Origin of the sequence: Microcystis sp. MC19 (genome assembly GCF_003019735.1) — a bacterium.
Taxonomy (GTDB): Bacteria; Cyanobacteriota; Cyanobacteriia; order Cyanobacteriales; family Microcystaceae; genus Microcystis.
Map to the genome: position 1 here is coordinate 738,210 of NZ_CP020664.1, position 12,339 is coordinate 750,548.

Here is a 12,339-nt window from a genome sequence, read left to right on the forward strand (position 1 = left end):
TGACAACCCCAGAACGCCATTTTTCAGATTGAATAGACAATTTTCCTAAACCAGTGTACATAGCTGATATGTTGACACATAAAACTCTGTAAATAGCGCAATTTATCTAATAAGCTTTTGCCAAATACTTCTTCAATATCTATTAGCTGCAAAATTAAATAAGCGATGATACAGCTATAAATTTGTATCCGAATTCCTCTCTCGTTTTTTGTGATTAAACGGTCAAGCTTTAGGTGCATTTTTAAGAACTTCCAAAGAAGTTCTATTTGCCATCTTTGTCGATACATTTCGGCAATTTCCTCATTACTTACCCCCCCTTCTCCTTCTAAGGGTAAGTCTGTCGCTATCCGAAATTCACTTTTACTTTCTAGATCACAAAACTCAACGATTCTTACCTCTACTTTTCTTTTTTCTGCTCCTAGCTTGCTCTGACCATTTTCCAGCATTTCTAGCTTCATATCATTTTTTACCCTTAAAACAAAGTGCTTGTCTTTTTTCTCTAATAATTTTCTGATTCTTTCATTAGAAGAAAAGCCTCTGTCCATTACCCCAACTCCATTTACAGGAATTTCTTCTATAGTTTTTTCCCCTTCTTTAGAGTCATGTCCTTGACCAAAATTGATCACAATTCCCCCCACTTCTGTGGTGATACTATTTATTCCACAAAATAATTTCACTTGATGCCATCCTTTTGTCCATAACAGTTTACTTGTCAGTGAGATTATTGTCGAGTCAATTGGAAATAAAGCTTGAGCTGCTTCTTTTCCTTTTTTGTTTACTAAACTTTTATTTAATTTATTGATGATTTTCTCAAATGGTTCTGTCTCTCGGATTTTACTCGCCTTAGAAAACGTTGACGTATTGACATTAATTCCTTGCATTTTCAGGCGTGCGCTTAAGTCTCTCATGCTGACGATACTTTTATCCAGCGCAAAACCTATCCAACAGGAAACAAAAGTAAATGTACTTAATGCGGGATAGTCATTTTTGGGGAGTGGCTTGAGAAGCTCTTTCATTAGTTTTGGGAAAATTGTTAGCATGGCTTATTCACATTTATTGGTGTACATTTACTTTGTTTTCTTATCTATAATATCAAATTTTGTACCACTTTTTTCCACGTTCAACACTTCTGCATATAACCAATGCGCCAACTGGCAAAACCGTAGGCTTTTGAGAGACTAAATAGGGAAATAGTCCAGGATTCACTACCAACAATTGCCGCCGGAGAAAAGTGGCGAGCATGGTTATAAGTAAAATATTCATAAGCCTCATCGTGAATGTGATAGATGCCCTTTTTTTGACAGATGCGATTGACTTCTCTTAGGGTATTTTCTGGATAAACTACTCCCGTGGGATTATTAGGAGAAATCGTCACCACTGCCTTAGTTTTTTCCGTGATTGCCTCTTCAATGGCGGCTGGACGCAATTGATAATTTTTGTCTGTGGCAACCAAAATTACTTGACAATTAGCCATTTTTATGGCCATTTCATGATTGAAATAAAAGGGAGTGTTGAGAATAATTTCATCCCCCGGGGAAGTAATGGCTAAAATGGCATTCATAAAGGCCATATTACTGCCCGCCGTCACAAAAATTGCCTGCTTATCGCTGATTTTTACCCGATTATCTTCGGCTAGTTTTTGCCGAATTACTGCTAATAAGGGGGGAATTCCCGCCACAGATTGATATTGATGATTTTTGGGATTAGCTAAGAATAAAGATAGAGATTCGATCGCCTCCCGGGGTGGTTCATAGGAAACAACCCCTTGACCTAGGGAAATAGTGCCGGGGTTCGCTTTAATTAATTGACCGACCACGGGAATAATCGGTGTTTGTACCCCGTCCATGCGGGAGAGAAGGTTTCTCATTAAAGTAATCAATGGAGCCGAGCAGAGTCGAACTGCTGTCCAAATTAGGTATTGACTGTCCGTTCATTCACAGGTTTAGTTTCGATTACCCTCGAAACGGGGACTGTCACTTATCCCGGACAGTGGGATGCTCTAGTTAAAGCTTAGACGGTTAACTAACTAGAGAAAGTTAAACGTGGCATCCGTTGGGGGTTGATCCATAGTCCTTAACGGAGTCAAACTATGAATGCTCGAGTCGATTAGAGACTATTAGGCAGCTACAGGAGCGGCTTTACGAGCGAAAGGAACGATGTTGTTCGCATTTACTTTTTGTTTGAGCCTTTGATTTACGAGAGGAGACTCACTCTCGACCTGTATCACGGGGGAGCTTTCGCTAACCTGTCGAAACCGTTACGGCCCCTTGTGCTTACATTCTGATTATAGCATATTTTTTGATTAAGCTAATTTCGGCTCAATTGAGGATTTTTCCCTTCCCAGGCGTTAGAGCCGGGCTAGATCGGTAAAAAAGGTTTTTATCGCTGATTTTTCTGAAATGGCATCGGTATCAAAGAGATAAGCCATCAGGTTCTCTCGTCCCAGATATTATCCAGTTCTTCGGCTAATTCTTCTGAATCTTCCCAATTTTCGGTTAAATTCCCTAACCCTCCCCTAATTATTGATTGCCTCGGTTTGAATTGCCACCTATCAACAATCTATCTCCATACCACAATTTAGGCATTTTGTCAAAAAAAATTTGACTTTGCAACAAAACTACACAAAAATTAGATCAACGTTGTTCGGGAAAAAAGGGATAATTGGCGAAAGTGTTTGGTTTTGCCCAAGGGAAAAGTCTAGATTTAGCAAGGGTTTTAAGACAACCCAGATCATTAAAACCCTAAAAATTACAATAAAAGGCATCATAGCATAATGCAAAATTATACCAGAATCGCTGGAAGTATTGCAACCTCGTAAATAAATAAAAATTATTCTCAATAAATTCTTAAGTAAAAATAAATATTACCGATTGTAAATTTAAATATTTTTAAGTATTGAAGTTATTTATATATAAAATACTTATCATTTTTCCTGATTGCCTCTGACTGGAAAGAGGGTGTGGGGTGTGGGGTGTGGGGTGTGGGGTGTGGGGTGTAGGGAAGGAAACCTCTTTCATCTGTGGGGGTGAAAATTTTTTCATCGGGACTGACTTGAAAGAGGCGGTCGGCAGGGGGCAGGAGGGAAAAGTACCGTTTTGGGGAGTCAGTCGTCGATACCAAACTAGGCTACACTCTATAGGAGAAACCCGATGAATAACTTGATTATTTCGGAAAAATATGGCTAAAAAGCTCGATTTTGTTATTCCCGCCATCGGTGGAGTCACAGGAGCCAATTTATCTGCTTGTCTGGGAAATATCGGCTTAGTCGGCGGATTTGGCGGTATAAGCGTCGGTTTAGTGGGAATGACGGGGATTGGCATCCTGACAAGTTCGGCAATTTATGCCAGTCTGCAAGGACTAGAAACAAACGATCGCAATGTCGGGTTAGCTTTGGGAATAGGAAGCCTTGGCGGAATCGGTATCTACTCTACCTTTGGGGGTGTGGGAGTGGCGGTTAAAGGTACAGCTTTCGCTGTTGGTGCTGGTTCCATGGCGATCGCTGGCGGCCTAGTCGGGTTAGGAATCTACGGAGTGATGAAAATGTTATCTCCCACCTACTCCAACAATAATTTTTATAGCAATCTAGAATTTTTTGATCGCATTACTAGAGAGTACGAAGAAGCTTTATTTTGGCAAGAAGTTACGGGGAAATATGAAAATCTAGAGGCAGAATTACAGCAACTGTTAGAAGAAGTATCTGTTCAGGAAAATCAACAGTTAGATTCTACAGAAATTACTATTCCAGAGCGTTTATCTTGGCAGTGTTTCCAAACTCTTAAAGGTCATCAGGCAAATATTGGGGCGATCGATGTTAGTCCTGATGGTAAAATTATCGCTAGTGCGGGAGAAGATCAAACCATAAAACTTTGGCAGCGAGAAACGGGTAAATTAATTTATTCCTTTGTGGGAGTTAATGAACCGATCCAAACTCTGGCTATAAGTCCTAACGGTAAATCGATTATTGCTGGTGGATTGGATGGCAGAATTAGTCAGTGGCAATTAGACACTAAGCAGTATAAAAGTAGTTTTTTCGCTCGTGTCAATGCTCCCCATAGCCACGATGGTGTAATTTTACAATTAGCTTTTGCTGCCAATGAAAGATTTATTGTTAGTGCTAGTAATGACAAAACTCTGCGAATCTGGGGTTATCATACAGGAGAATTAAAGCGAACTTTAATCGGTCATGAGGAGGCAGTTAATACCTGTGCTATTAGTCCCGATAGCCAAATTATTGCTAGTGGTAGTGATGATAAAACTATTAAATTATGGCGATTTGATCATAGTTATGCTTATCAAACTTTTATCGGTGACAGGGCAGCCGTTAACAGTTTAGCTTTTAGTAATGATGGTCAATATCTAATTAGTGGTGGTAGTGATAAAGTGATTAAAATCTGGGATATAAAGACAGGAGAAATGATTAAAAGTTGGCAGGCACACGAGCAGGCAATTATCAGTATTGCTATTAATCCTCATCGCCATCTAATTGCTAGTGCTTCCCGAACAGAAATTAAAATTTGGCAAGGACAAACAGGAGAATTAATTAAAGTTTTACGGGGAACTGCTCCCTTAAAATTTAGTCCTGACGGTCAATTTTTAATTACAGGTAGTTATGGACATAAGGTAAAAATATGGTCAGAAATGTTAGGAGAATTAGAAATATTGCCCTCCGATTCCGAGGATTGGTGCGAGGTTTTAGAAATTTCTAAGAATGCCAGTTTTTCAGAAGTTAAGCAAAGATATTATCAGCTTGCTCGTCAGTATCACCCCGATCACAATTCTTCGGACATGGCGATTAAAATTATGCAAAAAATTAATCGAGCTTACGAGCGGTTTTTATTTTCCATCTCGCAACAGTAAAATTGTCAGCGTAGGGTCAAGTATTTAACTATCTTTCGATTCTCCCTTAATCCCCCCTTAATTTCCCCTTGATAAGGGGGGTATCTGATAATTTTTAACGCCTACCTACTTACCTCACCCTTAAGATAACTGCTATAATTATTCGATTCAAGAGGCAAAAGTAAAACCAGAAATATAGAGAGCTTAGTAACAAGCTCTCTATAAAGTTTAGGTCTTCTACCACTTATTTTCCAGACTAGGATCTGTTAGCAGTATTCAAGCTACCCACTTGAATATTCAGATTAATTTTTTGTCCTTCCCGGCTAATTTCTACGGGTAAATTATCGCCGATTTGAGTATTAGCCACAATTTCCTGAACCGCATCGGGATCGGTGACATTCTTACCACCTACAGACTTTAACACATCACCCGATCGCAATCCCGCTGCTGCGGCAGGAGAATCTCTCATCACCCGCACTAACAAGACACCAGAATCATCGGGGACATTCCAATTATCAGCCATGGGACTATCGGCTAATTGTTCTTTTACCTCTGGGGTTAACTGCACCATTTGAACACCGAGATAGGGATGTTCCACCTTACCCGTGGCGATTAATTGTTCAGCGATTCTTTGGGCAGTTTTAATCGGAATAGCAAAACCTAAACCCTGGGCATTTTGAATGATAGCAGTGTTAACTCCGATAACTTCTCCCCGAGCATTTAACAAAGGTCCGCCGGAATTTCCGGGGTTAATTGCCGCATCGGTTTGCAGGAAATCCACCCGTTTATCACTAGCACCAATTTGGGAGCCATTGCGTTCCTTGGCGCTAATAATTCCCGTGGTGACAGTGTTATCTAATCCCAAAGGATTACCGATAGCGATCGCCCATTCTCCCACCTGTAAACTATCAGAATTACCTAATTTAACCGTGGGTAAATTGCTCGTTTCTACCTGTACCACTGCCACATCAGTTAAAGGATCACTACCTAAAACTTTACCATCAATAGTGCGACCATCTTTGAGGGTGACAGTCACCTTATCTGCTCCCTCGACAACGTGAGCATTGGTGATAATTTTACCGTCATTACTGATAATAAACCCGGAACCTGTACCCCTTTGAACTTGTCTTTCTCCTCGTTCTGGTATTTGAGAACCGAAGAAGCGACGGAAAACAGGATCGTTAGCAAATTCCGAAAAATCACCGCCTCCATTGACTTCCCTAGAAGCATTAATTCTCACCACCGCCGGCCCCACTTCTTGCACCACAGAAGCGACAAAATTGGTGGGAATAACCAAAGACGAGGGAGCGGCTGCGGCTGCTGTGGAGGGGCGAGGATTATTGGCAGCCGGGGCAATATTTTGGGCTAATTCTAGAGGATTTTGACTGTAGGCGTAGGTGGCACCGATACCTAACCCGGCACCCAAAACCAGTAAGGAGGAATAGGCAAAAAGTTTTTTCATTGCAGAAGATTTGGAGCGTTTGGGATTGCCTTCGTTGCTCGGGGAAATATTATCGTTAAAAATATTGCGAGTCATAGTTTTTATTGTTTAACCATTCTGAGAAGGGAATAAAAGTCAGTCCTAATAATCGTGGGTGTGAGAGGAGTGTTTTGGAAAACGGCTTGGGACTGACTATCTCTAATTTAGGTGGGGGATATGAACTTACTGTGACGCAGACATGAACTTTTGATTGCAAGGTCATTGTCCTATCAGTATTCAGTATTCAGGAGTCAGGAGTCAGGAGTCAGGAGTCAGGAGTCAGGAGTCAGCTTTTATTTCTTCTCCCCCTCTCCCTGCTCCCCAATTCATAATTCATAATTCATAATTCCCCTTCTCCCTGCTCCCCAACCCCCCACTGATTACTGATTGCTGTTTACTGATCACTAAAAGGATCTCCCTATACTTTTTCAACAGGATGGGGAAAGACTGCGCCAGTTTCAGCAGAGTTTAACCACTGGTGATATTAATCTTTCAGCAATTCTAAGCGATAACGATACAAAGCCACAGGACGATTCGGCGCTTGGAAAAAATCCGGCGATTGGGGGGAAAGATAAATGGCTGTCACCTGATCGCCTAGAATTTTATTAGGAGATAATAACTGATAGGCGGTGGTGGTTTCCACCTCATTAAGATAAGTATTGGTTTCTCCCCGGAAAATTTGTTGACTAATTTCTGTGGCAATAAATTGATTTTGGCTAGGAGTTTCGCTATTTCTGGCAATTACGGTGGAAATTAGTTGATGAGCGCCGCGTAAAAAGGTAATCTGACGATTGGGATTATTAGGGTCAGTTTTTACCGATAAAACCGATTGATTACCTAAATAGGCGCGACTAATTGCTAAACCATTAAAGGATCGATCGGCCACAATTGATGGTTTACTGATAATGGTGGATAAAAAGGCAGCATTTATCGGTCTGGAAATAGCTTTCTCGATGAATCTCACTGGAAACTCGATCGATTTTTCTAGGTAACGACGATTACTTTCAAAACCGGGTGTGATAATCTGGGGAGAAAGAGGAGCGGTTAAATCGATTAGGGTACTGGTGACAGTCCAATTGCCTACCATCCAATCGGGATAAACTAAATCTCCACTGGCAAAACTAACCACTGGTTTAGTCATCCAGCGAGGATAATTAGTTAAGCGATCGCTTAAATTTCCCGCTATAGACAATTCTAAATGGTTACTACAGCCTAGAATTAATACTAACAAGAACAAAATTATCCTTTGCATGGGTAAAAACCTTTTTTAAGTAATATTCTTTAATTATGAACGATTTTATCAACTCCCAAGCATTTAATCTCGATTCGGCAGTAATTCCCATCCCACCCACTGGTTTTAAATCCGGTTTTATTGGCATTATTGGTCGTCCTAATGTGGGCAAATCCACCCTGATGAATCAATTAGTGGGACAAAAAATCGCCATTACTTCCCCCATCGCTCAAACTACCCGCAACCGTTTGCGCGGCATTGTCACCGACGAGCGCTCCCAGATGATTTTTGTCGATACCCCCGGCATTCACAAGCCCCATCACGAATTGGGCAAAGTTTTAGTTAAAAATGCTGAAAACGCCATAAATTCTGTAGATTTAGTTTTATTTGTTGTCGATAGTAGCAATTTTTTGGGCAGGGGCGATCGCTACATTGCCGATTTACTGACTAAAAACCAAACCCCCACGATTTTAGGGCTAAATAAAGCCGATCAGCAACCGGAAGCCCCGGAGCCTCTCGACGATAGTTATCGCACCTTAGCGGCGGAAAATAACTGGCCTCTGCTCAAGTTTTCGGCACTGGAGGGGACAGGAATCCTAGAACTGCAAAATCTGTTAATTGATTCCCTCGAAGTCGGTCCCTATTACTATCCCCCCGATTTAGTCACCGATCAACCGGAAAGGTTTATTATGGGCGAATTAATCCGCGAACAGATTTTACTGCAAACTCGTCAGGAAGTTCCCCATTCTGTGGCGGTGGTGATTGAACGCGTCGAGGAAACTCCCGCTTTAACCAAGGTTTTTGCCGCCATTAACGTGGAACGAGCTTCCCAAAAAGGGATCGTCATCGGTAAAAATGCCAGTATGTTAAAAGCGATCGGCGCTTCCGCTCGTCCGGCTATTCAAAAGTTAATCGCTGGGGAGGTATATTTAAAATTATTTGTGAAGGTAGAACCGAAATGGCGACAATCTCGCTCACTTTTAGCAGAATTTGGCTATCGCACCGAGGAGTGAAGGGAGCGGGGAATTATGAATTATGAATTATCAATTATGAATTGGTGAGCGGGAAGAGGGAATTATGAATTATGAAGTGGGGAGAAAAAATAAAAATAATCTCCTGACTTCTGAAGACCGACTTCTGAAGACCGACTTCTGAAGACTGACGGCTGATAATTTTCACTTTTGTAGTAGAATGGAGAACCACTAATAACTGATTTCTGGAATAATGGCCGATATTACAAACCTAATTAAACAGGTACACCAAGAGGCAAAAAAAGAGGATTTTCCCATCGATACCCTAATTTACCAAGAGGCAAAAAAAGACCCCCTTGAACCAGTTTTGTATGCTGGTAATCTTGCTAGTCAGTTATGCTTTTTTGGCCGGGATTTAGGACGAGATGAAGTGTATGCAGGACAACCTTTGATCGGGGCTGCCGGTAGAATGGTAAGAGAGGGATTTTTTCAAGCTTGGCAGGGGAGAAAATCTCATGATCGTCAAGAGTTATTATCGGTGTGCGATCGAATTTTCCTAACTAATACAGTTCCCTACAAACCGCCGGGTAATAAAGCTTATTCTGGGGAAGTGAAAGATCGTTTTCGTCCATTTATAGAAAAACTGCTCGTTTTTTATTGGCAAGGTGATCATATCATTCCCCTTGGCACGGAAGCTTTTAAATGGTTTGAACCCTACGGTAAACCCAAAGAAGTAGATAAATTCTATCTTGATAAAGAACGCTTTACCAAAAAACTGCTAGTTACCCTTACCGCTACCGATGAAGATGGATTAAAACAGCAAAAGAAAGTGACTTTATTACCTCTCCCCCATCCCTCTCCTCTCAATCAAAGATACTATGCTCTTTTTCCTGATTTATTACAAAAAAGATTAACTGAATTTGCCTTTTAACCGATGAGAATTTACGGCAATCGTCCCATAAAAACCCTAGCAGGACAATTAACCCGTCCGACGACAGCAAGGGTGCGAGAAGCTTTATTTAATATCTGGCAACAGAAATTATCCGGCTGTCGTTGGTTGGATCTTTGTGCGGGTAATGGTTCCATGGGTGCGGAAGCTTTATGTCGAGGTGCGAGTCTAGTAATCGGAATTGAACAATCAGGACGCGCTGGCGAAATTATCAAGGAAAATTGGCGCAATTTAGCAACTTCTCACCAGCAATTTCAAGTAATTCGGGGAGATGTACGGACAAAGTTAGCCACTTTAGCGGGGAAAAGTTTTGATTTAATTTATTTTGACCCTCCCTACGAAAGCGGTTTATATTTACCGGTACTAACTGCCATCTCTCAATCTAATTTATTAGATTCTCTGGGGGAAATTGCCGTGGAACACAATCCCAAATCTTGGCCAGCAATTAATCTAGAAGGTTTAACCATTTGTCGTCAAAAACACTACGGCAATACTACCTTAACTTTTTATCAAAAAACAGATGAATTATGAATTATGAATTATGAATTATGAAGTGGGGAGAAGGGAGAATAAATAAAAATAATCTCCTGCCGACCGCCGAAAATGGTCAACTTTATTTGGCAGTCCAGAAAAAATTATTATTTCTCAACAAAATCACATAATTTGTCACTTTTCTTGACAATTATCCTGAGTAAAGCGAGAAACTTTCTGACAACCGCAGTTAATCGCCCCCCTTTTTAGGCTATTTAAGTAGGTGGGTGGAATTAAATATAAAATGAACGTAGGTTGGGTTGAAGCATGAAACCCAACGCCCGCATGGGTTACGCTACCGCTAACCCATCCTACAAATAATTGTGCCTACCTACTTAAAGAAAAATTAGGGTTTATTTCGATAAAATTAGCAGTAAATAGGCTGTAACCTCCTAAAAAACTTAAATCCCTTTTCCTAGTTCTTGTTTTGACCTGAAACTACACCGAAGTTTTCTGACACGGCAGCCCAACCATCTCCACTTAACCCTTGCTGCTCCCCAGATTATCCCCTAGTTTTTGTATAAATTTATACCCGACTATTTTTGTCGGGTATATTTGACACCAAGATTTTGCCGGTGATAGGATGTGTGTAGATTCAGTTGACGGCAAGACAGGAAAATCATGACCCTAGCGACAAACATCGAAACCTCAAAATTCATCCCCACCTTTACCCGCTTGGTTTCTAAGGAAGGAGGGACCTCCTACCCCCTGAAAGCGCTGAATATCTGCGAAGAAACCTTTGCCCCCCTAGAAGTGGACTACGATTACGACCTCATCCGTCGCACCGTTACCAGAGAAAGCATTCAAGCAGGTCCCAATTCCATCTGGCGCTATCGTTCCTTTTTGCCGGTGGAAAGTGAAAATCCTATCGATGTGGGTACGGGTATGACTCCCCTAGTTAAATCCCACCGTTTAGCTCGGCGCTTGGGTCTAAAAAATCTCTACATTAAAAATGATGCCGTCAATATGCCCACTCTCAGCTTCAAAGATAGAGTGGTATCCGTCGCCCTTACCCGGGCCAAAGAATTAGGTTTTACTACCGTTTCCTGTGCTAGTACGGGAAATCTCGCCAATTCCACCGCCGCTATTGCCGCTCACGCCGGTTTAGACTGTTGTGTTTTCATTCCCTCCGATTTAGAAGCGGGCAAAATTCTCGGCACCCTAATCTATAATCCCACGGTCATGGCAGTTAAAGGCAATTACGATCAGGTTAACCGTCTCTGTTCAGAAGTGGGCAATACCTACGGTTGGGGTTTTGTCAACATCAATCTGCGCCCCTACTATTCCGAAGGTTCCAAAACTTTAGGCTTTGAAGTGGCTGAACAATTAGGCTGGAAACTCCCCGACCATATTGTCGCACCTTTAGCCAGTGGTTCCCTCTTTACCAAGATTTATAAAGGCTTCCAAGAATTCGTCAAAGTCGGTTTGGTGGCAGATAAAGCAGTGCGTTTTAGTGGCGCTCAAGCGGAGGGTTGTTCCCCCATTGCCCAAGCTTTCAAGGAAGGACGGGATTTTGTCGCCCCAGTTAAACCCAATACTATCGCCAAATCGATCGCTATTGGTAATCCCGCCGATGGTGTTTATGCCCTTGATATTGCCCGTAAAACTGGCGGTAATATTGAATCCGTCACCGATGCCGAAATTATCGAAGGTATTAAACTTTTGGCAGAAACGGAGGGCATTTTCACAGAAACCGCAGGCGGTACAACTATCGCTGTCTTGAAAAAATTAGTAGAAGCGGGTAAAATCGACCCCGAAGAAACCACGGTCGTTTATATCACCGGTAATGGTCTAAAAACCCAAGAAGCGGTACAGGGTTATATCGGTGAACCCCTGTTAATCGAACCGAAATTAGAAAGTTTTGAACGGGCCCTGGAACGTTCCCGCACCCTCGAACGCCTCGAATGGCAACAGGTTCTCGTCTAGAATTGATGTTCAGGGATGATGGGGCAATTATCCTCTTGCCTCATCTCCACAAGCAATTTAAATTCGCGCGCAGCTTACTGTCCTTTCCACTTTTTCCTTTAATATCTATGGCTGTAAAAGTTCTCGTTCCTACTCCCCTGCAACAACTTACAAAAAATAAGGCTACCGTCGAGTGTAGTGCTAGTAATGTCGGTGATTTAATCGAATCCTTAGAAGCAAGTTTCCCCGGTATTAAGGCCCGCTTATGCGATGAAGAGGGCGCACCCCGGCGCTTTTTAAATTTCTACGTCAACAGTGAAGATATTCGCTTCCTCGATGGGACAAAAACCCCCTTAAAAGATGGCGATGAAGTCAGTATCGTTCCTGCGGTGGCTGGAGGTTAACCTCCCCATAAGTTTGTTTTCCGTCAATTGTA

Annotated in this window: 9 protein-coding genes, 1 other RNA gene and 1 pseudogene; 6 read left to right on the top strand and 5 right to left on the bottom strand. The window is 41.8% G+C overall.

Annotated elements, in window-relative coordinates; genetic code table 11:
- Positions 1–23: 23 nt before the first annotated feature.
- From B5D77_RS03750 to ssrA, 3 genes and pseudogenes are all read right to left on the bottom strand, one after another.
- A complete protein-coding gene (locus tag B5D77_RS03750) occupies positions 24–1,040 on the bottom strand; it encodes an IS4 family transposase (protein ID WP_106908309.1) in 1,017 nt (338 codons plus the stop codon).
- 92 nt (positions 1,041–1,132) lie between these two features.
- A pseudogene (locus tag B5D77_RS03755) lies at positions 1,133–1,867 on the bottom strand (aminotransferase class I/II-fold pyridoxal phosphate-dependent enzyme); the annotation flags it as partial.
- Positions 1,868–1,876: 9 nt separating this feature from the next.
- Positions 1,877–2,267, bottom strand: a transfer-messenger RNA (tmRNA) gene (ssrA, locus tag B5D77_RS03760).
- A 910-nt stretch (positions 2,268–3,177) separates the two neighbouring features.
- On the opposite strand from ssrA, the gene B5D77_RS03780 reads away from it, so the two are divergent.
- The gene (locus B5D77_RS03780; protein WP_106908311.1) at positions 3,178–4,857 is read left to right on the top strand and encodes a DnaJ domain-containing protein; all 1,680 of its coding nucleotides are present in this window, start codon (positions 3,178–3,180) and stop codon (positions 4,855–4,857) included.
- A 235-nt stretch (positions 4,858–5,092) separates the two neighbouring features.
- Here the strand turns inward: B5D77_RS03780 and B5D77_RS03785 are convergent, their stop codons facing one another.
- Entirely contained in the window at positions 5,093–6,373 is a 1,281-nt protein-coding gene (locus tag B5D77_RS03785) for an HhoA/HhoB/HtrA family serine endopeptidase (RefSeq protein WP_106908312.1), read from the bottom strand.
- Positions 6,374–6,800: 427 nt separating this feature from the next.
- Positions 6,801–7,568 carry a DUF6816 family protein gene (locus B5D77_RS03790; protein WP_004163583.1) on the bottom strand — a complete coding sequence of 256 codons (768 nt, stop codon included), beginning with the start codon at positions 7,566–7,568 and terminating at the stop codon, positions 6,801–6,803.
- Positions 7,569–7,603: 35 nt separating this feature from the next.
- On the opposite strand from B5D77_RS03790, the gene era reads away from it, so the two are divergent.
- From era to B5D77_RS03815, 5 genes are all read left to right on the top strand, one after another.
- Positions 7,604–8,560 (top strand): GTPase Era, encoded by a 957-nt coding sequence (gene era, locus B5D77_RS03795; protein ID WP_106908313.1) that lies wholly within the window; start codon positions 7,604–7,606, stop codon positions 8,558–8,560.
- Between the two features lie 211 nt (positions 8,561–8,771).
- Positions 8,772–9,449 carry a uracil-DNA glycosylase family protein gene (locus B5D77_RS03800; protein ID WP_106908314.1) on the top strand — a complete coding sequence of 226 codons (678 nt, stop codon included), beginning with the start codon at positions 8,772–8,774 and terminating at the stop codon, positions 9,447–9,449.
- A gap of 3 nt (positions 9,450–9,452) precedes the next feature.
- A complete protein-coding gene (gene rsmD, locus B5D77_RS03805) occupies positions 9,453–9,998 on the top strand; it encodes a 16S rRNA (guanine(966)-N(2))-methyltransferase RsmD (protein WP_106908315.1) in 546 nt (181 codons plus the stop codon).
- 621 nt (positions 9,999–10,619) lie between these two features.
- Complete coding sequence (gene thrC, locus B5D77_RS03810) at positions 10,620–11,924, top strand: threonine synthase (RefSeq protein ID WP_002783420.1); 1,305 nt, start codon at positions 10,620–10,622, stop codon at positions 11,922–11,924.
- Positions 11,925–12,031: 107 nt separating this feature from the next.
- Positions 12,032–12,307: a MoaD/ThiS family protein gene (locus tag B5D77_RS03815; protein ID WP_043999947.1), complete on the top strand. Its 276-nt coding sequence runs from the start codon at positions 12,032–12,034 to the stop codon at positions 12,305–12,307.
- Positions 12,308–12,339: the final 32 nt, after the last annotated feature.